Below are 21,992 nucleotides of genomic sequence, written 5' to 3' on the forward strand. Positions count from 1 at the left end.
GGGACGGGCCTCGGGCGAGGCCCGCCATCTTTTCCGACTCGAAATGGAGCCGACATGACGACGAGCCGCACCGTGCTGGTGACCGGGGGCAACCGGGGGATCGGATACGCGATCGCCGAGGAGTTCCTCGCGCAGGGCCACCGGGTCGCCGTCACGGCGCGCTCGGGCGAGGGCCCCGCCGGCTCGCTGACGGTTCGGGCGGATGTCACCGACAGCGAGTCCGTCGATCGCGCGTTCGCCGAGATCGAGACCGAGCTCGGGCCGGTCGAGGTCGTCGTCGCGAACGCCGGCATCACCCGCGACACGCTGCTCATGCGGATGAGCGACGACGACTTCGAGCAGGTCGTCGACACCAACCTCGGCGGCGCCTTCCGTGTGGTGAAGCGCGCCTCCAAGGGCATGCTCAAGGCCCGCTTCGGCCGGGTCGTGCTCATCTCCAGCGTCGTCGGCCTGTACGGCTCCGCCGGGCAGGTGAACTACTCGGCGTCGAAGGCCGGGCTCGTGGGCATGGCCCGCTCGCTCACTCGCGAGCTCGGCGCGCGCGGCATCACTGCCAACGTCGTGGCGCCGGGCTTCATCGAGACGGACATGACCGACGCGCTGCCCGAAGCGCAGCAGGCCGAGTACAAGAAGAACATCCCGGCCGGCCGCTTCGCGGTGCCGAGCGAGGTCGCGAAGGTCGTCGCCTGGGTCGCGTCCGACGACGCCGCGTACATCTCGGGCGCCGTCATCCCCGTCGACGGCGGCCTCGGCATGGGGCACTAGGCGCGGACCCATGGTCGATCTCCCGACCCGCTTGGACGTCTCGGGCGCCGAGTTCGTCCGCATCGACGCGCCCGAGCCGATCGCGTGCTGGACCGCGAGCATCGAGCCCGCAGGAGACGGTCGGCTGCGTTCGGTGAGCATCATCATGGATCCGGTCGACCGACCGGGGGAGGACGTGCTGCGGCTCGCGGGGCTCGTCGTCGTCCGGTTCGATGAGCTCGCCGGCGCCGCCGCGGAGTACCTGCAGCAGCGGCTTCGCGAACCGGAGTTCGGCGTGAGCGGACCTGAGCTCCTCGAACTGCAGCGCGCCGAGCCGCCGTTCGGTGCGCCCGAAGCGGTGCTCTGGTCGGACGGGAGCTGGATGCTGCGCTTCGCGGAGTCGCGTCTGGAGCTGGCGGACCCGTACGGAATCGGGGTGCTCTTCGAGGGGACCACCCCGTGCGGAGTCGAAGACTTCTCGGAGGTGGACTCGGCCTGAGTCCTCCGCGCGGGTTTTCCACAGCGCCACTTCGGGAGCCGGTTTCGAAGATGTGTTCGATAGTGTTGGGGGATGGACCCGCTGCACTCTGATGGCCTGGCCGACCCGGCCGCGGTCAGTGCTGCCGAGTGGGCTGAGCCTGAGTGGCCCTCGTTGGATGGGTGGCGGGTCGCGTCGGCCGCGGGCGGGTCACGAGCCGTGTTCGCCGAACTCCAAGCCACCCTGGATGCCGCCGAGGGCGCCCAGTTGGAAGCGAACCGGATGCAGGCCGCACAACTCGACGCCTACCGGCAGGCCTTCGCTCTCGCCAACAGCCACCCCGAACTGTACGTCCACGCCGACGCGCACCACGCCCAGTCTCGCGGCGGCATCCCGGTCGGCGAGCTCGCCGCCCGCTCGGTCGCGGCGGAACTGTCGATGCGGTTACAACTGCCGGCAGCGACGATCCGGTCCCGCGCCCACCACGCCGCCGTCGCGCACCGGCACCTGCCCCGCCTGTGGGCGAGGTTCCGCGACGGCATCGCGTCCTACGCCGAAGTACGCGCCGCACTCGACACCCTCGACGGCATCCCCCTCAACGACCCGCACCATTCTGCCGCCGATGCGGCCCGGCACGCCGCCGCACTGACCGAGTTCGACGAGGCCCTCGCGGGTCTTGCCGGCACGATCCCGCTACCCCGATTCCGGCAGCGCGCCCGACGGCTCCGCACCCACCTCGAACCCCCAGACACCACCTCGGCCCGCCACCAACGCGCCCACACCACCCGACGGCTGATCCTCGAACCCGCCCCCGACGGGATGGCGTGGATCAGCCTCTACATCTCCGCCGTCGACGCCGCCCGCATCCACGCCCGCACCACCACGACCGCAACCCAGCAGTCAGGCCAGGCCGGCGAAACCCGCACCCTCGACCAACTCCGCGCCGACACCGCCACCGACTGGCTCACCGGCCACGGCACCCCCACCGCCGTACGCACCGAGATCCTCATCACCATCCCCGCCCTCACCCTCACCAACACCACCACCCCGGGCAGCGGGTACACGCCGGCCGAACTCGACGGCCACGGCCCCATCGACGACGACACCGCCCGCCACCTCTTCGCCCACGCCCCCACCTTCCTCCGCATGATCACCGACCCCATCACCACCGCCCCACTCACCCTCGACCACACCCGCTACCGCACCACCACCGCACAACGCCGCTGGCTCACCCACCACTACGGCACCTGCACCCGACCCGGCTGCACCCGCCCCGCCCACCAAAGCGACCTCGACCACCTCACCCCCTGGACCCACGGCGGCCCCACCAACACCACCAACCTCGCCCCCACCTGCCGCACCGACCACACCCTCAAACACCACACCCGCTTCCACGTCACCCGAACCCCCAACGGCACCATCACCTGGCACACCCCCACCGGACACACCGCCACCACCACACCCCAACACCCGCACCCACCCCGAAACCCACCCAGCACCCCCGAACACCCACCCCACCACGACACCGAGCGCTACCCCGAACCCGAGCGCTACCCCGAACCCGCACCCTTCTGAGCACGCCTGCTGGCGTCGTTGCGCGCGCGAGTCGGCACGGTCAGGCACGTCCGGCCGGGACATCGAGCGCAACCCCGCGCTGGCACGCCACAGCGCGGCGCAACGTAGGCGCGGCGCACTCGTGCAGCGGGCGGCCACGACGCCACTCGGCACTGGTCGGTGCCTCCGGGCGCCCCGTCTGCACCAAGATCCGGGCACAAGATCCGAGCGCCCCGCCTGCACCAAGATCCGAGCGCCCCGTCTGCACCAAGATCCGGGCACCCCGTCTGCACCCCAGATCAGGGCACCACGTCACCGCGGATCAGCGCAGCCCGATCGGCGAGAGTCCAGTCGGGCATCCCGACCTGTGCAGCGCACCGGCTGAACCGCCGTGGGCCCCTACCCGACGTCGGCGAGCCCGGCGAGGGGGAGCAGCTGCGCAAGGTCCGGGCGATCGATGACGACATCGGCCCGACTCCGTACGACCGGCTTCGCGCAGAACGCGACGCCGAGCGCCGCCGTCTCGAGCATGCGCAGATCGTTCGCGCCGTCGCCGGCCGCGATCGTCCGAGCGAGCGGGATGCCCCCGGCCGCCGCCCACTCGGCGAGCGCGACGGCCTTCGCCTCGGCGTCGATGATCGGACCGAGCACGCGTCCGGTGAACCGCCCGCCGTCGATCTCCAGCCGGTTCGCCCGGCAATGATCGAGGCCGAGCCGTTCGGCGAGCGGGTCGAGGAGCTCATGGAAGCCGCCCGAGACGACGCCGATGCGCCCGCCCGCGGCATGCACGCCCGCGATGAGGCGGTCGAGTCCCGGCGTCGGGGTCATCCGCTCCCGCACGCGAGGGAGGATCGAGGCATCCAGCCCGGCGAGCGTCGCCACCCGCTCGCGCAGGCTCTCCGCGAAATCGAGCTCACCGCGCATCGCCCGTTCGGTGACGGCCGCGACATGCGCGAGCGTCCCCGCCTCCTCGGCGAGCAGTTCGATCGCCTCCTCGCGGATGAGGGTCGAGTCCGCGTCGAGCACGACGAGGGGGCCGCCCGAGGCGGCCAGGGCTGCGGCGCTCACGCGCGGGCCCGGATGCGCGAGCCCTTGCCCACGACGGTGATGCCGCTGTCGGTCACGATGAAGCCGCGCGCGAGGTCCTGCTGCCGGTCGATGCCGACCTGTGCGCCCTCTTCGACGACGACCTCCTTGTCGAGGATCGCCCGGCGCACGGTGGCGCCGCCCTCGATGCGGGCACGGTCGAAGAGGATCGAGTCGGCGACGTGCGCGCCGGAGCCCACCATGGCCCACGGCCCGATGACGCTGCGTTCGAGGTGCGCGCCGGAGATGACCGAGCCGAGCGAGACGATCGAGTCGATGACGGTACCGAGGGCGCCGCGGGCGTCCCTCGTGAACTTCGCCGGAGGCGAGTTGAGCTGCTGGCTGAAGATCGGCCACTCCCGGTTGTAGAGGTTGAACACGGGCAGCACCGAGATGAGGTCCTGGTGCGCCTCGAAGTACGAGTCGATGGTGCCGACATCCCGCCAGTAGTAGCGGTCGCGGTCGGTGGCGCCCGGCACGTCGTTGCGCTGCAGATCGTAGACGCCGGCGCGCCCCTCCTCGACGAAGGCGGGGATGATGTCGCCGCCCATGTCGTGCCCGGAGTCGGCACGGTCGCCGTCGCGCTTCACCGCGTCGATGAGGGCGTCGGCGTCGAAGACGTAGTTGCCCATCGAGGCGAGCACCGAGCCGGGCGCGTCGGGGAGGCCGACCGGGTGCGTCGGCTTCTCGAGGAAGCGCGAGATCCGGTCTGGCCGCTCGGCGTCGACCTCGATGACGCCGAACTGATCGGCGAGCGAGATCGGTTGGCGGATGGCCGCGACCGTCGCGGCGGCACCGGACTCGACGTGGGCATCGACCATCTGCGCGAAGTCCATGCGGTACACGTGATCGGCGCCGACGACGACGATGAGGTCGGGGCGCTCGTCGTGGATCAGGTTCAGGCTCTGCAGGATGGCGTCGGCGGAGCCGGAGAACCAGCGCTTGCCGAGCCGCTGCTGGGCGGGCACTGAGGCGACGTACGAGTTCAGCAGCCCGCTCAACCGCCAGGTCTGGGAGACGTGGCGGTCGAGGCTGTGCGACTTGTACTGGGTGAGCACGACGATCTGGCGCAGACCCGAGTTCAGCAGGTTGGAGAGCGCGAAGTCGATGAGCCGGTACTGCCCGCCGAACGGCACGGCCGGCTTCGCACGGTCCTCGGTCAGGGGCATCAATCGCTTGCCCTCGCCGCCGGCGAGGACGATCGCGAAGACCTTGCGCGCAACCATGGTCCCCAGCGTAACGAGCGAGGGGCGGATTCGTCCCCTCCGAGTCGATCCGAGTCCAGCGCGGCCTCGCCGCGCTGCGCTAGCGTGGCCGCATGCTGGTCGATCTGCTCACCAGGGAATACCCGCCGGAGGTCTACGGAGGCGCCGGCGTGCACGTCGCCGAGCTCGTCCGGGCGCTCCGCCGGGACCTCGAGGTCCGCGTCCGCTGCTTCGGGGCCCCCAGGGAGGAGCCCGGCACCTTCGCGTACACGCCGCCGGCCGAGTTCGACGGCCGAAACGCCGCGCTCGGCACGATGGGCGTCGACCTGCTCATGGCCGGCGACGTCTCGGGGGCGGACCTCGTCCACTCGCACACCTGGTACGCGAACTTCGCCGGCTTCACCGCGAAGCGGCTGCACGGCGTGCCGCATGTCGTCACCGCGCACAGCCTCGAGCCGCTCCGGCCGTGGAAGGCCGAGCAGCTCGGCGGGGGATACGCCCTGTCGTCGTGGGTCGAGCGCACCGCGTTCGAGGACGCCGACGCCGTGATCGCGGTCAGCGACGGGATGCGCCGGGACATCCTCCGCGCGTACCCTGCGATCGACCCGGCCCGGGTCGAGGTCGTCTACAACGGCATCGATCTCGTCGACTGGGCCCCGAACGACGACGCCGCGCTCGTGCGCTCCCTCGGGATCGACCCGGACCGCCCCTCCATCGTGTTCGTCGGTCGGATCACGCGGCAGAAGGGGCTGCCGTACCTGCTGCGCGCCGCACGTCGACTGCCCGCCGACGCCCAGCTCGTGCTCTGCGCCGGCGCCCCGGACACCCCTGAGATCATGGCCGAGGTCACCGGCCTAGTCGAGGAGCTCCGTCGCGAACGCGACGGCGTGGTCTGGATCGACCGACACTTGCCGCGGCCCGAGCTGACGGCCGTGCTCACCGCGGCCACGGCGTTCGTCTGCCCGTCGATCTACGAGCCGCTCGGCATCGTCAACCTCGAAGCGATGGCGTGCGGTGCGGCCGTCGTCGGCACGGCGACCGGCGGCATCCCGGAGGTCGTCGAGGACGGGGTCACCGGCGTGCTCGTGCCGATCGAACAGGCGGATGACGGCACCGGCACACCGCTCGACGCCGAGCGGTACGTCGCCGATCTCGCCGCCGCACTCGAGCGCGTGCTCGCCGATCCCGACGGCGCCCGTCGGCTCGGCGCGGCCGGCCGAGAACGGGCCGAGGCGCACTTCGGCTGGGCCGCCATCGCCGATCGCACTCGCGAGGTGTACCGCGCGGCGCTCGCCCGCTGACGGGCTCCGGTGCACGGTTCTGGGGTGGGCCGTCGAGGCCCCCGGCTGCCGATAGCATGGATCGCATGGCGAGCACGGTTCTGAAGTTCAGCGATGTGTCGGTGGTCCGCGATGGGAACACCATCCTCGACGGGATCGACTGGACGGTCAGGGCCGATGAGCGCTGGGTGGTGCTCGGCCCGAACGGCGCCGGCAAGACCACCCTGCTGCAGATCGCCGCGGCCGCGATGCACCCGAGCTCGGGCGAGGCCGAGGTGCTGCTCGAGTCGCTCGGCAAGGTCGACGTCTTCGAGCTCCGCCCGATGATCGGCTTCGCCTCCTCCGCGATGGCCCGCAAGCTGCCGAAGTCCGAGACCGTCCTCGACGTCGTCCTCACCGCCGCCTACTCGGTCGCGGGACGCTGGAACGAGGAATACGAGGAGATCGACCTCCGTCGCGCGCAGCGGGTGCTCTCCGAGTGGGGCCTCGAGCGCTTTGCCGACCGCCGCTTCGGCAGCCTCTCCGACGGCGAGCAGAAGCGCGTGCAGATCGCGCGCGCCGTGATGACCGACCCCGAGCTCCTGCTGCTCGACGAGCCGGCCGCGAGCCTCGACCTCGGCGCCCGCGAGGAGCTCGTCGGACTCCTCGGCGGCTACGCCTCCTCGGCGTCCTCGCCCGCCATCGTGATGGTCACCCACCACGTCGAGGAGATCCCGCAGGGCTTCACGCACGCCCTCCTGCTCAAGCAGGGGGAGGTCGTCGCGTCGGGCCCGTTCGCCGAGGCGCTGACCGCTGACACCCTGAGCGAGACCTTCGGCCTGCCGATCGAGCTGAGCGAGAACGACGGCCGCTTCGCCGCGCGGGCGACCGCCTGAGGGCGGCGCACCGCTGCATCTGCTAAACTCGTGAGCTGGCCCGAGGGCCACTGAGCTTCCCTGCCGCCGTACTGCGCCAAGCGAGCGGTCGGCCACGGCGGCGGAATCCCCATCCATCTCGATTACTGATCAAGGAAGTCTTCATGAAGACCGACATCCACCCCGAGTACAACGCCATCGTCTTCCGCGACCTGGCGTCCGGCGCCACGTTCCTCACGCGTTCGACCGCGACGAGCGACAAGACGATCGAGCTCGACGGTGCCACCTACCCGGTCATCGACGTCGAGATCTCGAGCGAGTCGCACCCGTTCTACACGGGCAAGCAGCGCATCATGGACTCGGCCGGCCGCGTCGAGAAGTTCAACCAGCGCTTCAAGGGCTTCGGCGGCTCCAAGTAAGACCACCGCGACGAGCACCGTCGCGAGAACGGGCGGGCGACCTTCGGGTCGTCCGCCCGTTCGGCGTTGAACGACCGGATGACCCGGGGGAGCGGATGCAGCGGCCCGCGCTCGGCGCACCGGACCGCGCTCAGCTCAGCGCAGCACCCCGATCCCGCGCTGCTCAGCGCAGCGGCCAGGCGCCCACAGCGACGAACTCGGGCTCGCCGTTGCGCCGCCGCCAGTCCTGGTAGCTCTCGGCCTGGAGGCGCGCCCACTCGACCTGACGCTGGTGCAGTTCGGCCGCGGCGAGCACCGCGACCTCGGGGAACGCCCGGGCGATCGCCTGCGCCACCCGGCCCGCCGCGGCGGCATCGGCGCCCGCGTCGTGGGCGTCGACGAGCTCGACCCCGTAGTGCGCCGCGGCCGCGGTCAGCGTGCGCTTGCCGCGCCGGTAGCGATCGACCGCCTTGTCGATGACGAGCGGATCGACGACGGGCCCCGGACCGGGCAGCGGAACGACCCCGTAGCGCTCGGCCTCGCGCGAGAGCACCGAGAGATCGTACGCGGCGTTGTAGGCGACGATCGGGAGCCCGCGACCCGCGGCGTCGGCGAGCGCCGCGACGATCTCGGCGACGACGCGCGCGGCCGGCAGCCCCTCGGCCCGGGCGCGTTCGGTCGAGACGCCGTGGATGAGGCTCGCTGCTGTGGGGATCTCCACCCCGGGGTCGGCGAGCCAGCTGCGCTGCTCGACGATGCGGCCCTCGCGATCGAGCACGCCGACGTAGGCGGTGACGATGCGACAGGTGTCGATGTCGATGCCCGTGGTCTCGAGGTCGAAGACGGCGAGGGTGTCGGCCCAGTCGGCGGTGGCATCGATCATGCCGTCACCCTACGTGCGGCCTCCGACAGCTCGGGGCTGCCGCGCCGTAGACTGGAACGGATGACCCCCTCGCCCTACGCCGCCCAGCTCGAGCGCATCCCCGTGCGCGAACACCGCACCACGGTGCTCGGTTCGACGACGGCGTGGTGGGAGTACGGCGAGCCCGGCGCACCCGTGATCGTGCTCGTCCACGGCTTTCGCGGCGACCACCACGGACTCGAGCCGATCGTCGCGAACCTGCCGGGGTTCCGCATCGTCTCGCCCGACCTTCCGGGCTTCGGCGAGTCCGCGCCGCTCGACGGCCCGCACGACATCGCCGGCTACGCCGCGTGGCTCGACGCCTTCGTCGCCGCGCTGGAGCTCGACGGCGCGTACACGCTGCTCGGCCACTCCTTCGGCTCGATCGTGGCGTCCGCCGCGGTGGCCGGCGGGCTCCGCCCCGAGCGTCTCGTGCTGGTGAACCCGATCGGGGCGCCCGCGCTCGAAGGCCCCCGGGGCGTCATGACGCGCCTCGCGGTCGCGTACTACCGGGCGGCGGCCGCCCTTCCGGAGCGGGCCGGCTTCGCCGTGCTGAAGAACCGCGCGATCGTGCGGGTGATGAGCGTGACCATGGCGAAGACCCGTTCGCGCGAGCTCCGCCGGTTCATCCACGACCAGCACGACCGCTACTTCTCGGCGTTCAGCGACCGCGACAGCCTGCTCGAGGCGTTCCGGGCCTCGGTCAGCCACGACGTGCGCGAGTTCGCGCCGCGCATCGACGTTCCCGTGCTGCTCATCGCGGCCGAGCGCGACGACATCACCCCGCTGTCGGCTCAGCATGCGCTCGTCGAGCGCTTCCCCGACGCGCGTCTCGAAGTCATCCCCGAGGTGGGCCACCTCATCCACTACGAAGCGCCGGGCGACGCCGCGCGCCGCATCCTCGGGTTCGTGCCGCACGGAGCGGCCGCGTGAGGATCGTCTTCGACTGCAGGTACACCCGCATCGGGCAGCACGACGGCATCAGCCGGTTCACCGCCGGCCTCGTCGGCGAGCTCGGCAAGCGCCATCCCGTCACCATGCTGATCAACGACCACCGCCAGCTCGAGCTGCTGCCCGAACTGCCCTGGCAGCTCGTGAGCGGGCCCACGAGTCCGCTCGAGCCGTTCGTCGCCCTGCAGGTGAAGCGGCTGAAGCCGGATCTCGTCTTCTCGCCGATGCAGACGATGGGCTCGCTCGGCCGCGACTACCGGCTGCTGCTCACCCTCCACGATCTCATCTACTACGAGAACCGCACCCCGCCGCGCAATCTGCCGTGGCCGGTGCGGCTGCTCTGGCGGCTCTACCACCTCGCGTGGTGGCCGCAGCGGGTGCTGCTGAACCGGGCCGACCGCGTCGTGACGGTGTCCGAGACCACGGCGGGACTCATCGCCGAGCACCGCCTGACGAAGCGCGAGGTCACCGTCGTACCGAACGCCTCCGATGAACTCGGCCGACCCGAGCTCCCGCGGCAGCGACCGGCCCGCGGCCGGCTCGTCTACATGGGCTCGTTCATGCCGTACAAGGGCGTCGACACGCTCGTGCGGGCCGCGGCGAAGCTGCCCGACCACGAGCTGCACCTGATGAGCCGGATCAGCGACGACGAGCGTCGTCGGCTCACGAGGCTCGCCCCCGACGCGCGGATCGTCTTCCACGACGGGGCGAGCGACGAGGAGTACGCCGAGCTGCTCTCGAGCGCGACCGCACTCGTGCACGCCTCGCGCGCGGAGGGTTTCGGCATCCCGCTCGTCGAGGCGATGCGCCTCGGCACGCCCATCGTGGTGAGCGACATCCCGATCTTCCGGGAGATCGGCGGCGACGCCGCCGAGTACTTCGACCCGGCCGACCCCGACGATCTCGTCCGCGCGGTGCGCGAGCTCGAGGCCGACGAGGAGTGGGCGCGACGCTCGGAGCTCGCGGTCGAACGGGCGGCGGGCTACACCTGGGCCGCGTCCGCGGAGCGGCTGCTCGAGCTCATGCAGCGCACGGTCGCCGAGCAGGGCGGCCGCCGCACCCGGCGCCGCCGCTGAGCACGCTCAGTCCGCGGTGCCGGTGAGCCGCTCGGGCTCGACGAGTTCGAGCGCGCCGTCCGCGACGCGCACGAGGTGCACCGAACCGTTGTCGATGCGGTAGCCGGGCGCCGGCAGCGTCCAGTCGCTGAGGTGCAGGATGAGCGAGTGGATGACGCCGCCGTGCGCCACCGCGAGCACACGCCCGCCGGAGTGCCGTTCGGCGAGCGCGAGGAGCGCCGCCGAGCTGCGTTCGATGACCGCAGAGCGCGGCTCGAGTCCCTCGATGGTCGCGGCGGATGCCTCGAGCGCGGCCCGCCCCTCGGGGTCGAGGCCCTCGAGCGCCCCGTGCCGGCGTTCGACGAGCTCGGGAACGTGCACGGGCGCGGCCAGCCCGAGCCGCTCGGCCATGATCGACGCCGTCTCCGCCGCGCGGGAGAGCGGGCTCGCGTAGATCGCGTCCCACGACTCGGTGCGCAGCGCCTCGGCCGCCTCGGCGGCCTGCCGACGCCCCGTGTCGTTCAGCGGGATGTCGGTGAGGCCCTGGATGCGCCGCTCACGGTTCCAATCGGTCTCGCCGTGCCGCACGAGCGCGATCGTGACGGGCGCGAGCGGCATCCTGCTGAGCTCGGTCATCAGACCATGCTCGCAGATGCGCCGGCGAACTCACGCACCGAACTCACGCGCCCGAGTCATGCACCGAGGGCATCCGCGATGGCGGTCAGCGTCTCGGTCGTGCCCGCGTCGAGCTTGACGGCCGCGCGGCCATCGCCCTTCGTCTCGCCGCGGTTCACGACGACGATCGGCAGATGCCGCCGACGGGCGAGCTCGATGAGGCGGATGCCGGAGTTCACGACGAGGGAGCTGCCGGCGACGAGCAGGGAGTCGGCCGCCTCGACGACGCCGGCCGCCGAGCGGAACGTCTCGACCGGCACGAACTCGCCGAAGAAGACCACGTCGGGCTTCAGCATGCCGCCGCAGACGGAGCACTCGGGGATGCGCATGCCCGCGACGTCGTCGACCTCGACGTCGCCGTCGGGGTTCGTGCGCAGCGCACGCTCGAGCTCGGGCTCGAGACCCGGGTTCAGCGCGGTGAGCCGCTCGGCGATCGCCTCGCGCGCGAAGAGCTGACCGCAGGCGAGGCAGACGACCCGGTCCATGCCGCCGTGCAGCTCCACGACCCGGCGGCTGCCAGCGCGCCGGTGCAGCCCGTCGACGTTCTGCGTGACGACGCCGGCCGTCGCGCCGGAGGCCTCGAGCCGGGCGAGCGCGCGGTGGCCGCCGTTCGGGCGCGCCGAGCCGAAGGAGCGCCAGCCCAGGTGGCTGCCCGCCCAGTAGCGCTTGCGCGCCGGCTCGGAGCCGACGAAGGTCTGGAACGTCATCGGGGAGCGCCGCGGCGCCCCCTCGCCCCGGTAGTCGGGGATGCCCGAGTCGGTGCTGACCCCGGCCCCGGTGAGGACCGCGATCCTGCCCGCGCCGAGCACGTCGATCGCGCGGTCCAGGCCGGCCACGGCGGGCTCTGCAGTGCTGGTGCTCACACGGCTCCAATCGACGACGTTCACGGGACGAGTACCACGATGGTAAACACCGCGCTTTTCCAGTTTGTTTCCTGGGGTGGCAGGCTTGGGGGCCGGGAGGACCATTGCACGTCGAACGAGTGCGCGACGCGGCATCCGACGCCGTCGCCGACTACGCCGATCTCACGGACGTCGCGCTGCGCAGCGCGACCGAGCCGGAGCGCGGCATCTACCTGGCCGAATCCGCCAAGGTCATCGCCCGCGCGCTCGCGGCCGGGCACCGCCCGCGCTCCGTGCTGCTGGAGGAGAAGTGGCTCACGGGGCTCGAGCCGCTGCTCGCGGCGTACGACGTGCCGGTGCATCTGGCCGACGCGGCACAGCTCGAGGAGATCACGGGCTACCGCGTGCACCGCGGGGCCCTCGCCGCGTTCGAGCGGCCAGAGCTCCCGGACCCGGCCGAACTGCTCCGCGACGCCCGCCGGGTCGTCGTGCTCGAGGACATCGTCGATCACACGAACGTCGGGGCGATCTTCCGCTCCGTCGCCGGCCTCGGCGCGGATGCGGTGCTCGTGAGCCCGCGCTGCGCCGACCCGCTCTACCGCCGGAGCGTGCGGGTCAGCATGGGCACCGTGTTCCAAGTGCCGTGGACCCGGCTGCCCGACTGGGACGAGGCCGCCCCGCTGCTGCACGGCCACGGCTTCGAGATCGCCGCGCTCGCCCTCGCCGACGACGCCGTCTCGCTGCGCACGCTCGCGAAGGACCCTCCGGAGCGGCTCGCGCTCGTCTTCGGCGCCGAGGGCGACGGGCTGAGCCGCCGGGCGCTTTCCGCGGCCGACCGCATCGTGACGATCCCGATGCTGCACGAGGTGGACTCGCTGAACGTCGCGGCGGCCGCCGCGGTGGTGCTGTACGCGCTGACCGACCTCCAGCCCGAGCACGGGTCCGGCGGCTAGGCTCGCACTCGATGACGACCGAAGCCCCCGGCCGCGAGGCCGAGCACGACGCTGCGCGCCCGCGCCGCGCCGTCGCCGACCCCGCCGCGTCCGCCAGCGATCCCGCCGGTGCGACCCGCCAGGCCAAGGCGCGGGTCTACCGCCGCCGCCGGATCGTCGTGTTCGGCGCGCTCGCGATCATCCTCGCACTGCTCGTCTCGGGCGGCGTCTACGTCGGCCGGGCGCTCGGCGCGCCGATCCCGGCCGCGGCCCCGGTCGTCACCGCGCCGCAGCCGGTCGCACAGGCGGCGCAGCAGTTGGAGCTGCCCGGATTCGGCGGCTACGCGGTCGGCGCGGTCGGGTTCGACGGCCTCCTCGCGACCGGTTCCGCCGACGCCGCGCTGCCGACGGCGAGCATCACCAAGATCATCACCGCGCTCGTCGTGCTCGACGAGCACCCCGTCGCGGCGGGGGAGAGCGGCCCCGAGCTGGCCTACACGGAGGCCGACGTCGAGCTGTACTGGGACATGATCGCCCAGAACGGCTCCGTCGCGCCGGTGGAGCCAGGCATCTCACTGAGTCTCGTGCAGAGCCTCGAGGCGATGCTGCTGCCGTCCGGCAACAACTACGCGATCTCGATCTCGAACTGGGCCTTCGGCTCGCAGCAGGCCTTCCTGGACCGCGCCAGGACCTGGCTCGCCGATCACGGCTTCCAGCACACGGTCATCGCCGACTCGAGCGGGCTCTCCCTCGACAACACGAGCACGCCGGCCGAGCTCGTGCGGCTCGGCGAGCTCGCGCTCGAGAATCCGGTCGTCGCGGCGATCGTCGCGACGCAGGAGGTCGAGCTGCCGTCGCTCGGGCCCATCGAGAACTCGAACAAGCTGCTCGGCACCCACGGCGTCGACGGCATCAAGACCGGCACCACCGACGATGCGGCGAACCTGCTCTTCTCCGCCGACGTCCAGGTCGGCGAGGAGTCGGTCACGATCGTCGGCGTCCTGCTCGACGCCCCGGACCACGCGAGCCTGCGCCAGGCGGTGGCGGCGCTCCTCGACAGCGTCGCACCCGGCTTCCGCGAGGTGACCGTCTTCGACGAGGGCGCCGACCTCGCCAGCTACGCCACCCCGTGGGGACAGACCGCGCACGCCGAGGCGAGCGAGGCCGCCCGCCTGGTCGTCTGGAGCGACACCCCCGTCGCCGTCGAGGTCGACGCGGCCGCCGTCACGACCGCCGACGACGGCAGCGAGGTCGGCAACGCGACCGTGACGGCGGGCACCCGCACGATCGTCGTCCCGCTGCGGCTCGATGCTTCCCTCGAGGACCCCGGCGCCTGGTGGCGGCTCGGCAACCCCGGCGCGCTCGACGCTCCGGCGGTCGCCGGACGGGGCTGAGCTGCGCGCCGGTCAGTGGTCGTCGCGGAGCTCCGAGGCCGCGTAGGGACCGGCATCCGGCCGTTTGGCGGTGACGAAGTCGCCGGAGGACTGGTGGCGGATGCGCCGAACGACCCACGGCACGAGGTACTCCCGCGCCCAGGCGAGGTCGCCCACCCGCGCCTCGCGCCAGCTGCGGGCCGGCAGCGGTTCGGGCGTCGATGGCTCGAGGTCGTTGTCGACGTTGAGCGTCGCGAGCACCATGCGCGCGACGGTGTGGTGGCCGAGCGCGTTCAGGTGCAGCCGGTCGGGCGCCCACATGCGCTGATCCTGGATCTCGGTGAGCGCCCACTGATCGGCGACCAGCAGGTCGTGCTTCGCCGCGATCGCCCGGAGGTTCTCGTTGTAGATCGCGACCTTGCCGCGGATGCCGCGGAACACGGGGGAGAAGCCGACGTCGACGCCGGTGAACAGCACGATCGTGGCCCGGTCGCGGGAGAGCCGTTCGACGGCGTACTCGAAGCGCGCCGAGATCTCGTCGGGGTCGGTGCCCGGGCGGATGACGTCGTTGCCGCCGGCCGAGATCGTGATCAGGTCGGGCCGGAGCGCGAGCGCGGGCTCGATCTGCTCGTCGATGATCTGCTGGATGAGCCGGCCGCGGATGGCGAGGTTCGCGTAGGCGAAGTCGGCGTCGCCCTGGGCGAGCACCTCGGCGACGCGGTCCGCCCAGCCCCGATGCCCGCCGGGCACGGTCGGCTCCGGGTCGCCGATGCCCTCGGTGAACGAGTCGCCCAGGGCGACGTAGCGCGACCAGGGGTGACGCGGCTCGGTGGGCACCGGCTCCGCGGATTCGTTGGACTTTGCTCCGACTGGCATTCCTCCATTCTGCACACGCCGAACGGCGACGCGCGTCCGCTCGGCGGCGCGCCACGCCCGGTCGGCGATCCGGCTTCGCCCGTGTCGGATGCCTCGGGTAGCCTCGTATCCTCATGAGCTCAGTGATTCCGAACGGCGCCCACCCGGGCACGTCGGCCGCCGAGCACCTTTCCCCGTCGTATCCCGAGCGCGCCGCCTGGGGCACCGCCTCGAAGCTCCGCGCCTGGCAGGCCGAGGCCCTCGACCGCTACCTCGACGAGCTGCCACGTGACTTCCTCGCGGCGGCCACCCCGGGCGCCGGCAAGACGACCTTCGCGCTCCGGCTCGCGGCCGAGCTGCGCGCCCGGCGCATCATCGACCGCATCACCGTCGTGGCGCCCACCGATCACCTGAAGCGGCAGTGGGCCGACGCCGCCGACCGCGTCGGCATCCGCCTCGACCCCGGCTTCCGCAACGCGCACGGCCGCTCGGCGCGGCACTTCCACGGCGTCGCCGTGACCTACGCGCAGGTGGCGATGCGCCCCGCACTGCACCGCGAACTCACGCTCTCGGGCCGCAGCCTGATCATCCTCGACGAAGTGCACCACGGCGGCGACACGCTGTCCTGGGGCGACGCCATCCGCGAGGCCTTCGAGCCCGCCGCGAAGCGGCTCTCGCTCACCGGCACCCCGTTCCGCAGCGACACCGCGCCGATCCCGTTCGTCGACTACGCGCCGGATGCGAAGGGCATCCGCGTCTCCAGGACCGACTACGCCTACGGCTACGACCGGGCCCTCGCCGACGGCGTCGTGCGCCCCGTCATCTTCATGGTCTACGCCGGCCACATGCGCTGGCGCACGAAGGCCGGCGACGAGATGGAGGCGCGGCTCGGCGAGGACAACACGAAGGACATCACCTCCGCCGCCTGGCGCACCGCCCTCGAACCGAGCGGCGAGTGGATCCCCGCCGTGCTGAACGCCGCCGATCGGCGCTTGAGCGAGGTTCGCCAGTCGATCCCCGACGCCGGCGGACTCGTGCTCGCGACCGACCAGACCGTGGCCCGCGCCTACGCGCAGCAGCTCGAGCAGATCTGCGGCGAGCGGGTCACCGTCGTGCTCTCCGACGACAAGGAGGCGTCCGCCAACATCGAGGCGTTCTCGGCATCGACGAGCCGGTGGATGGTCGCGGTGCGCATGGTGTCGGAGGGGGTCGACGTGCCGCGGCTCGCCGTCGGCGTCTACGCGACGAGCTCCTCCACGCCGCTGTTCTTCGCGCAGGCCATCGGCCGCTTCGTGCGCGCCCGGCGCCGCGGCGAGACCGCCTCGGTGTTCCTGCCGAACGTGCCGGTGCTGATGGCGCTCGCGAGCGAGCTCGAGCGGCAGCGCGACCACGCGCTCGACCGGCGCGACGGCGACGGGGCCGACGATCCCGGCTTGGACGACGGGTTGCTCGAAGCGGCGAACCGCGAGGAGAAGGCGTCCGACGAGCTCTCCGCCGAGTTCACCTGGCAGGCGATCGCCTCAGACGCCACCTTCGACCGCGTCGTCTACGACGGCACCGAGTTCGGCACGCTCGCCGAGCCCGGCAGCGATGAGGAGTTCGACTTCATCGGCATCCCGGGCCTCCTCGAGCCCGAGCAGGTGTCCGAGCTGCTCCGTCACCGCCAGGCGCGCCAGGCGCGCCGCGCCGGCGACCGCCGCAAGCACACCGTCGCCGACGAGCAGCACGCCGAGCCCGTCGCCCTCTACCGCACCCTGAAAGAGCAGCGCGCACTGCTGAACAGTCTCGTCGGCCTCTGGGCGCGGCAGACCGGGGAGCCGCACTCGCAGGTGCACTCCGAGCTGCGGCGCATCTGCGGCGGTCCCGCGGTCGCGCAGGCGACGGTGACCCAGCTCCAGGCGCGCATCGAGTTCGTGCGCAAGCGGCTCGGCGCCCGCTGACGACGCAGCTCAGTCGGCGTCGGCGGTCGCGAACGCAGGCCGGTCGAGCGCCGCTTCCGTCTCGGCGAGCGTCGCCTCATCGAGCGATGCCGCGTCGAGCGCCCGCAGCAGATCATCGGCGAGGTCGTCGACGTGCTCGAGCCCGATCGAGAGTCGCACGACACCAGCGGCGGGCTTGGCCTCGCCGGCGACCGGCCGATGCGTGAGCGAGGCCGGATGCTGCACGAGCGAGTCCACCCCGCCGAGCGAGACGGCGTGGGTGACGAGCTCGCACGCCTCCACGAAGCGCTGCGCCGCTTCGAAGCCGCCCACGAGGTCGAGCGCGATGATCGAACCGGGGCCCGCCTGCTGGCGCCCGATGAGCCCCTGCGGGTCCTGGCCGGGGAGTCCCGGGTAGTGCACGGCGGCCACGGCCGGGTGCGCGGCGAGGCGCGACGCGAGCTCGCCCGCGGTCGCCTGCTGCGCGCGCACCCGCACGGGCAGCGTGCGGAGCCCGCGGTGCAGCAGATAGGCCGCGAAGGGATGCAGCAGACCGCCCGTGAGCGCGCGCACTCGGCGCAGCCGTCCCACCCACTCGCGATCGCCCGCGACGACCCCGCCCATGACGTCGCCGTGCCCGCCGAGATACTTCGTGGCGCTGTGCAGCACGAGCGCGGCGCCATGCTCGATGGGGCGCTGCAGCACGGGCGTCGCGAAGGTGTTGTCGACGAGCAGGGGCACCTCGCCCGCAGCTCGGGCGAGGGCGCCGAGATCGAGGAGCTCGAGCGTCGGATTGGCCGGGGACTCGACGACGACGAGCCCGGTGTCGGCCCGGATCGCGTCGGCGACCTCATCGGCGGTCGCCCAGCTCACCTCGGTGCCCAGCAGCCCGGTGTCGAGCACGTGGTCGGTGCCGCCGTAGAGCGGGCGGACCGCCACGATGTGCGGCCGACCGGCGCTCGCGCTCGCGATGAGCAGCGCCGAGAGCGCCGCCATGCCGCTCGCGAAAGCGACGGCACCGTGGGCCCCCTCGAGTTCGGCGAGGGCCGCCTCGAACCGGGCCACTCCGGGCTGCCAGAGCCGCTGGTAGACCGCCGAACGCTCGTCGCCGAGGTCGTGGCCGCCGGCGAGCTCCTCGTACGAGCGGCCGCCGAGCTCGACGGAGGGCAGCGGATTCGTCGTGGAGAGGTCGATGGGAGGAACATGGGAACCGAGCTCGCGAACGCCGTGCATGCCGGCGTGCACCGCGCGAGTCTCGAAGCGCGAATTCGAGGTCTGCATTCCGCCAATGAAGCAGGATCTGCAGAGTTCGGCAAGATCTGTCGCAGTTTCCCGCATACTGGTACTCTTTGTCGAAGATTCATCGAGACACCCCCCGAAGGAGGAAGCGATGGCGCAGAAAGCCGAACTCGATCGCGTCGACCGGGCGCTCATCGCCGCGCTCTCGTCGAACGCCCGCGCCTCGGGCGCCGCGCTGGCCGCTGAAGTCGGGGTCGCCGAGTCCACCGTCTCGCTCCGGCTCCGCCGGCTGCAGAGCCTCGGCATCATCCGCAGCTTCCGCGTCGACGTCGACCTCGCCGCCGTCGGCGTCTCCCTGCAGGCGCTCATCGCCGTCCGCCTCGTGAAGCACGATCGCAGCGAGATCGACGCCTTCCGGCAAGCCGTGCCCCACCTGCCCGGCGTGCTCGCCGTCTTCCACATGGCCGGTGCCGAGGACTACCTGCTGCACGTCGCCGCGCGCGACGCCGAAGAGCTGCGCGAGTTCGTGCTCGCCCACCTCACCGGTCACCCGGCCGTCGCCCACACCGAGACGAACCTCATCTTCGAGTACGCCGCCGGCGACGGCTGGCAGCATCTCGTCGGCTGACTGACGCCCCGAGTCCGCTGGCACCCGGGCGAGCTTCGGCGGGCCGAAGGACGTTCGGGAATCCGAAATGCTGCGAATCCCGCCGTTTCGAGCCGTTTCGACCGGCCACCCCGGTAGCTTGGCTGAGGCCGCGAGGGCGGTCCACGCGATGGCGCGGGCCGAACCGTCGACGCGCCCGCGAGAAGGAGCAGCATGAGTACCCCGCAGGGCACCGCAGCAGATCGAGCCAGATGGCGCCGCTACCTCGCCGACGAGCGCGCCGAGGCCGCCGTCTACCGCGAACTCGCCGCGCGCCGCGAGGGCGAGGAGCGGGAGATCCTGCTCGCTCTCGCCACCGCCGAAGGCCGGCACGAGGCGCACTGGCTGGGGCTGCTCGGCGGCGACGAGCGCGGCGTGCCGCGAGCCGACATCCGCACCCGCCTGCTCGGTGCGCTCGCGCGGCGCTTCGGCTCCATCTTCGTCCTCGCCCTCGCGCAGCGTGCGGAAGCCCGCTCGCCCTACGCGAGCGACCCGGACGCCACCGCGGCGATGGCCGCCGACGAACGGATCCACGGCGAAGTGGTCCGCGGCCTGGCGGCGCGCGGCCGGCGACGCCTCGCCGGCACCTTCCGCGCTGCCGTCTTCGGCGCCAACGACGGCCTCGTCTCCAACCTCGCCCTCGTGCTCGGCATCGGCGCCACCGGGGTGCCCGCGCCGGTCGTGCTGTTCACGGGAATCGCCGGGCTCCTCGCGGGCGCGCTCTCCATGGGTGCGGGCGAGTACGTCTCGGTGCGCTCCCAGCGCGAGCTGCTCGAGGCATCCGCTCCCGATCCCACGGCGCGCGAAGCGCTGCCCGACCTCGACATCGACGCCAACGAGCTCGCCCTCGTCTACCGCGCGCGGGGGATGGAGCCGGCCGAGGCCGCCGAGCACGCCGCACTCGTCGTCGCCCGGGTGCACGCCGTCGAACAGCAGCCGACCCCGACGGACGCGCTCGGCGTCGCCGAGCACGACGACGAGGCCGTGGGCACCGGGCTGTCCGCGGCGCTCTCGAGCTTCTGCTTCTTCGCCTCCGGCGCCCTCATCCCGGTGCTGCCCTACCTGTTCGGCATGAGCGGCCTGCCCGCGGTGCTCCTCGCCACCGCGCTCGTCGGCATCGCCCTCCTCGCGACCGGCGCGACCGTCGGCCTGCTGTCGGGCGCCTCGCCGCTCAAGCGGGCGCTGCGTCAGCTCGCGATCGGCCTCGGCGCCGCCGCGGTGACGTACGTGCTCGGCCTCGCCTTCGGCACCACGATCGGCTAGCGTGGCGACTCGTGCCGCCGGCCGCGCGGCGAGAGGCGGCCGAGCTGCGCCCGCAGCCGAAGCCGCAGGGAGGAACCGCATGCCCGTCGCCCTCGTCACCGGAGCCGGTCGCCGCAACGGCATCGCGCACGCCATCGCCGTCGCCCTCGCCGCGGACGGCTGGGACGTGGCGGTGACGAGCTCGGCCGAGCGCGACCGCGAGATGCCCTACGGCGGCGATCCCGAGCGCGACCCGGTCCTGCTCGAGGCGGAGCTCCTCGCGCACGGCGGCCGCACCCTGCGGCTCGACGCCGATCTCGCCGACCCCGCCGCGCCGGCACGGCTCCTCGCCGAGGTCGGCGCGCAGCTCGGCCCCGTGTCCGCGCTCGTGCTGTCGCACGCGTACAGCGTCGACTCCGGCCTGCTGGACACCTCGCTCGAGAACTTCGACCGGCACTTCGCGGTGAACACCAGGGCCGCCTGGCTGCTGATCCGCGCGTTCGCGGAGCAGGTCCCGGCCGGCGGCGGCAGCGTCGTCGCCCTCACCAGCGACCACACCGCGGGCAATCTGCCGTACGGCGCGAGCAAGGGCGCACTCGACCGCATCGTGGTCGCCGCGGCCCGCGAGCTCGGCGGCCTCGGCATCCGCGCGAACCTCGTGAACCCGGGCCCGATCGACACCGGCTGGATGGACGACGCGACGCGCACCGCGCTCACCGCGGAGCAGCCGAGCGGACGGCTCGGCACCCCCGAGGACGCCGCGCGCCTCGTCCGCTTCCTCGTCTCCGAGGACGGGCGCTGGGTGAGCGGGCAGCTGATCCACAGCGACGGCGGCTTCTCGGTCTGAGCCGCACGAGGCGCGGGGAGCGCAGCGGAGCCGGTTACGGCGCCGTCACGAAGTCGATCAACTCCTCGACCCGGCCGAGGAGCGCCGGCTCCAGGTCGCCGTAGCCGCGGACCCGGCCGAGGATGTGCTGCCAGGCGCGGGCGATGTCGGCCTGCTCGGCGTGCGGCCAGCCGAACGCGGCGCAGATGCCGTGCTTCCACTCGGTGCCGCGGGGGATGACCGGCCACGCCTCGACCCCGAGCCGCTGCGGCTTCACCGCCTGCCAGATGTCGATGTAGGGGTGGCCGACGACGAGCACGTGCGCGCCGTGCGGCCCGCGTGCGACGGCATCCGCGATGCGCTGCTCCTTCGAGCCCGGTACGAGGTGGTCGACGAGCACGCCGACCTTGCGCTTCGGGCCGGGTCGGAACTCCGCGAGCGTGTCGGCGAGCACGTCGACCCCCTCGAGGTACTCCACGACGACGCCCTCGACGCGGAGGTCGGCGCCCCAGATCTTCTCCACGAGCTCCGCGTCGTGGCGCCCCTCGACGAAGATGCGGCTCGGCAGCGCCACCTTCGCGGGCGCCGCCTCGGCGACGAAGGAGCCCGAGGCGGTGCGCAGCCGTCCGGCCGGCGCCTTCGGCTTCGGCGCGACGAGGCGGACCGGCCGCCCGTCGAGGAGGAAGCCGTGTCCGAGCGGGAACAGCCGGCGGCCGCCGAAGCGGTCCTCGAGCACGACGTTGCCCTGCTCGACGCCGAGGATCGCGCCGCAGAAGCCCGACTCCGCGAGCTCGACGACGAGGTCCCGCTCGGCCGCGACCTCGGGGATCGTCGTGCGGCCCCTGGCCTTCCAATCGCCGGCGAGCACATCGCTGCCGTAGCGGTCGTGGGGGTCGTGGTCGAAGGGCGGGGTGGCGGGCACCGGTCGAGGCTAACG

At 72.6% G+C, this 21,992-nt stretch carries 22 protein-coding genes; 14 read left to right on the top strand and 8 right to left on the bottom strand.

Going from position 1 to position 21,992, the window contains the following annotated elements; genetic code table 11:
* The first annotated feature begins 54 nt into the window (after positions 1-54).
* The 3 genes from MTP13_RS14075 (at position 55) to MTP13_RS14085 (ending at position 2,797) form a co-directional block, all read left to right on the top strand.
* Entirely contained in the window at positions 55-765 is a 711-nt protein-coding gene (locus MTP13_RS14075) for a beta-ketoacyl-ACP reductase (protein WP_243568333.1), read from the top strand.
* Between the two features lie 10 nt (positions 766-775).
* Complete coding sequence (locus MTP13_RS14080) at positions 776-1,243, top strand: hypothetical protein (protein ID WP_243568334.1); 468 nt, start codon at positions 776-778, stop codon at positions 1,241-1,243.
* 198 nt (positions 1,244-1,441) lie between these two features.
* On the top strand, positions 1,442-2,797 hold the full coding sequence (locus MTP13_RS14085; protein ID WP_243568335.1) for an HNH endonuclease signature motif containing protein: 1,356 nt from the start codon (positions 1,442-1,444) through the stop codon (positions 2,795-2,797).
* 378 nt (positions 2,798-3,175) lie between these two features.
* Here the strand turns inward: MTP13_RS14085 and serB are convergent, their stop codons facing one another.
* Together serB and glgC are read right to left on the bottom strand one after the other, a co-directional pair.
* Positions 3,176-3,844 (bottom strand): phosphoserine phosphatase SerB, encoded by a 669-nt coding sequence (serB, locus tag MTP13_RS14090; RefSeq protein ID WP_243568336.1) that lies wholly within the window; start codon positions 3,842-3,844, stop codon positions 3,176-3,178.
* Complete coding sequence (gene glgC, locus MTP13_RS14095; RefSeq protein WP_243568337.1) at positions 3,841-5,088, bottom strand: glucose-1-phosphate adenylyltransferase; 1,248 nt, start codon at positions 5,086-5,088, stop codon at positions 3,841-3,843. The genes serB and glgC overlap by 4 nt, the downstream gene beginning before the upstream one ends.
* Positions 5,089-5,180: 92 nt before the next feature.
* Here glgC and glgA point away from each other — a divergent pair, with 92 nt between their 5' ends.
* The 3 genes from glgA to MTP13_RS14110 all read left to right on the top strand — a co-directional run bounded on the left by glgA (position 5,181) and on the right by MTP13_RS14110 (position 7,620).
* Complete coding sequence (gene glgA / locus MTP13_RS14100) at positions 5,181-6,368, top strand: glycogen synthase (protein ID WP_243568338.1); 1,188 nt, start codon at positions 5,181-5,183, stop codon at positions 6,366-6,368.
* Between the two features lie 65 nt (positions 6,369-6,433).
* On the top strand, positions 6,434-7,222 hold the full coding sequence (locus MTP13_RS14105; RefSeq protein WP_243568339.1) for an ABC transporter ATP-binding protein: 789 nt from the start codon (positions 6,434-6,436) through the stop codon (positions 7,220-7,222).
* Between the two features lie 143 nt (positions 7,223-7,365).
* Positions 7,366-7,620, top strand: coding sequence for a type B 50S ribosomal protein L31 (locus MTP13_RS14110; protein ID WP_243568340.1), 255 nt, complete (start codon positions 7,366-7,368; stop codon positions 7,618-7,620).
* 163 nt (positions 7,621-7,783) lie between these two features.
* On the opposite strand, the gene MTP13_RS14115 is transcribed toward MTP13_RS14110, so the two are convergent.
* Positions 7,784-8,482 (bottom strand): exonuclease domain-containing protein, encoded by a 699-nt coding sequence (locus MTP13_RS14115; protein WP_243568341.1) that lies wholly within the window; start codon positions 8,480-8,482, stop codon positions 7,784-7,786.
* 60 nt (positions 8,483-8,542) lie between these two features.
* Between MTP13_RS14115 and MTP13_RS14120 the strand changes: the two genes are divergently transcribed.
* The gene (locus MTP13_RS14120) at positions 8,543-9,433 is read left to right on the top strand and encodes an alpha/beta fold hydrolase (RefSeq protein WP_243568342.1); all 891 of its coding nucleotides are present in this window, start codon (positions 8,543-8,545) and stop codon (positions 9,431-9,433) included.
* Positions 9,430-10,527, top strand: a complete 1,098-nt coding sequence (locus MTP13_RS14125) for a glycosyltransferase family 4 protein (protein WP_243568343.1) — start codon at positions 9,430-9,432, stop codon at positions 10,525-10,527. Before MTP13_RS14120 ends, MTP13_RS14125 begins: the two co-directional genes overlap by 4 nt.
* A 6-nt stretch (positions 10,528-10,533) precedes the next feature.
* On the opposite strand, the gene MTP13_RS14130 is transcribed toward MTP13_RS14125, so the two are convergent.
* Together MTP13_RS14130 and MTP13_RS14135 are read right to left on the bottom strand one after the other, a co-directional pair.
* Complete coding sequence (locus MTP13_RS14130; RefSeq protein WP_243568344.1) at positions 10,534-11,142, bottom strand: histidine phosphatase family protein; 609 nt, start codon at positions 11,140-11,142, stop codon at positions 10,534-10,536.
* A gap of 56 nt (positions 11,143-11,198) precedes the next feature.
* Positions 11,199-12,044, bottom strand: coding sequence for a Sir2 family NAD-dependent protein deacetylase (locus MTP13_RS14135; protein WP_243568345.1), 846 nt, complete (start codon positions 12,042-12,044; stop codon positions 11,199-11,201).
* 104 nt (positions 12,045-12,148) lie between these two features.
* Here MTP13_RS14135 and MTP13_RS14140 point away from each other — a divergent pair, with 104 nt between their 5' ends.
* On the top strand, positions 12,149-12,976 hold the full coding sequence (locus MTP13_RS14140; protein ID WP_243568346.1) for a TrmH family RNA methyltransferase: 828 nt from the start codon (positions 12,149-12,151) through the stop codon (positions 12,974-12,976).
* An 11-nt stretch (positions 12,977-12,987) separates the two neighbouring features.
* Entirely contained in the window at positions 12,988-14,349 is a 1,362-nt protein-coding gene (locus MTP13_RS14145; RefSeq protein ID WP_243568347.1) for a D-alanyl-D-alanine carboxypeptidase family protein, read from the top strand.
* A gap of 12 nt (positions 14,350-14,361) precedes the next feature.
* Here MTP13_RS14145 and MTP13_RS14150 read toward each other — a convergent pair whose 3' ends face one another.
* The gene (locus tag MTP13_RS14150) at positions 14,362-15,204 is read right to left on the bottom strand and encodes an SGNH/GDSL hydrolase family protein (RefSeq protein WP_243568348.1); all 843 of its coding nucleotides are present in this window, start codon (positions 15,202-15,204) and stop codon (positions 14,362-14,364) included.
* A gap of 113 nt (positions 15,205-15,317) precedes the next feature.
* Here MTP13_RS14150 and MTP13_RS14155 point away from each other — a divergent pair, with 113 nt between their 5' ends.
* Entirely contained in the window at positions 15,318-17,123 is a 1,806-nt protein-coding gene (locus MTP13_RS14155; protein WP_243568349.1) for a DEAD/DEAH box helicase, read from the top strand.
* A 9-nt stretch (positions 17,124-17,132) separates the two neighbouring features.
* On the opposite strand, the gene MTP13_RS14160 is transcribed toward MTP13_RS14155, so the two are convergent.
* A complete protein-coding gene (locus MTP13_RS14160) occupies positions 17,133-18,383 on the bottom strand; it encodes a trans-sulfuration enzyme family protein (protein ID WP_243568350.1) in 1,251 nt (416 codons plus the stop codon).
* A 109-nt stretch (positions 18,384-18,492) separates the two neighbouring features.
* Between MTP13_RS14160 and MTP13_RS14165 the strand changes: the two genes are divergently transcribed.
* The 3 genes from MTP13_RS14165 to MTP13_RS14175 all read left to right on the top strand — a co-directional run bounded on the left by MTP13_RS14165 (position 18,493) and on the right by MTP13_RS14175 (position 21,076).
* The gene (locus tag MTP13_RS14165; protein ID WP_243568351.1) at positions 18,493-18,969 is read left to right on the top strand and encodes an Lrp/AsnC family transcriptional regulator; all 477 of its coding nucleotides are present in this window, start codon (positions 18,493-18,495) and stop codon (positions 18,967-18,969) included.
* A gap of 192 nt (positions 18,970-19,161) precedes the next feature.
* On the top strand, positions 19,162-20,250 hold the full coding sequence (locus MTP13_RS14170) for a VIT1/CCC1 transporter family protein (protein WP_243568352.1): 1,089 nt from the start codon (positions 19,162-19,164) through the stop codon (positions 20,248-20,250).
* 79 nt (positions 20,251-20,329) lie between these two features.
* On the top strand, positions 20,330-21,076 hold the full coding sequence (locus MTP13_RS14175) for an SDR family oxidoreductase (RefSeq protein WP_243568353.1): 747 nt from the start codon (positions 20,330-20,332) through the stop codon (positions 21,074-21,076).
* A 34-nt stretch (positions 21,077-21,110) separates the two neighbouring features.
* On the opposite strand, the gene MTP13_RS14180 is transcribed toward MTP13_RS14175, so the two are convergent.
* Positions 21,111-21,977, bottom strand: coding sequence for a DUF3097 domain-containing protein (locus MTP13_RS14180; protein ID WP_243568354.1), 867 nt, complete (start codon positions 21,975-21,977; stop codon positions 21,111-21,113).
* Positions 21,978-21,992: the final 15 nt, after the last annotated feature.

Source organism: Agromyces soli, from assembly GCF_022811605.1.
In the GTDB taxonomy this organism is placed as follows: Bacteria; Actinomycetota; Actinomycetes; order Actinomycetales; family Microbacteriaceae; genus Agromyces; species Agromyces soli.

Excerpts from the sequence above, each read along its gene's own strand:
- MTP13_RS14150 (WP_243568348.1), bottom strand. The coding sequence starts at position 15,204 with ATGCCAGTCGGAGCAAAGTCCAACGAATCCGCGGAGCCGGTGCCCACC.
- MTP13_RS14155 (WP_243568349.1), top strand. The coding sequence starts at position 15,318 with ATGAGCTCAGTGATTCCGAACGGCGCCCACCCGGGCACGTCGGCCGCC.
- glgA (WP_243568338.1), top strand. The coding sequence starts at position 5,181 with ATGCTGGTCGATCTGCTCACCAGGGAATACCCGCCGGAGGTCTACGGA.
- MTP13_RS14080 (WP_243568334.1), top strand. The coding sequence starts at position 776 with ATGGTCGATCTCCCGACCCGCTTGGACGTCTCGGGCGCCGAGTTCGTC.
- MTP13_RS14165 (WP_243568351.1), top strand. The coding sequence starts at position 18,493 with ATGGCGCAGAAAGCCGAACTCGATCGCGTCGACCGGGCGCTCATCGCC.
- MTP13_RS14075 (WP_243568333.1), top strand. The coding sequence starts at position 55 with ATGACGACGAGCCGCACCGTGCTGGTGACCGGGGGCAACCGGGGGATC.
- MTP13_RS14110 (WP_243568340.1), top strand. The coding sequence starts at position 7,366 with ATGAAGACCGACATCCACCCCGAGTACAACGCCATCGTCTTCCGCGAC.
- MTP13_RS14105 (WP_243568339.1), top strand. The coding sequence starts at position 6,434 with ATGGCGAGCACGGTTCTGAAGTTCAGCGATGTGTCGGTGGTCCGCGAT.
- MTP13_RS14160 (WP_243568350.1), bottom strand. The coding sequence starts at position 18,383 with ATGCAGACCTCGAATTCGCGCTTCGAGACTCGCGCGGTGCACGCCGGC.
- MTP13_RS14175 (WP_243568353.1), top strand. The coding sequence starts at position 20,330 with ATGCCCGTCGCCCTCGTCACCGGAGCCGGTCGCCGCAACGGCATCGCG.
- MTP13_RS14130 (WP_243568344.1), bottom strand. The coding sequence starts at position 11,142 with ATGACCGAGCTCAGCAGGATGCCGCTCGCGCCCGTCACGATCGCGCTC.
- MTP13_RS14170 (WP_243568352.1), top strand. The coding sequence starts at position 19,162 with ATGAGTACCCCGCAGGGCACCGCAGCAGATCGAGCCAGATGGCGCCGC.
- MTP13_RS14120 (WP_243568342.1), top strand. The coding sequence starts at position 8,543 with ATGACCCCCTCGCCCTACGCCGCCCAGCTCGAGCGCATCCCCGTGCGC.
- MTP13_RS14115 (WP_243568341.1), bottom strand. The coding sequence starts at position 8,482 with ATGATCGATGCCACCGCCGACTGGGCCGACACCCTCGCCGTCTTCGAC.
- MTP13_RS14145 (WP_243568347.1), top strand. The coding sequence starts at position 12,988 with ATGACGACCGAAGCCCCCGGCCGCGAGGCCGAGCACGACGCTGCGCGC.
- glgC (WP_243568337.1), bottom strand. The coding sequence starts at position 5,088 with ATGGTTGCGCGCAAGGTCTTCGCGATCGTCCTCGCCGGCGGCGAGGGC.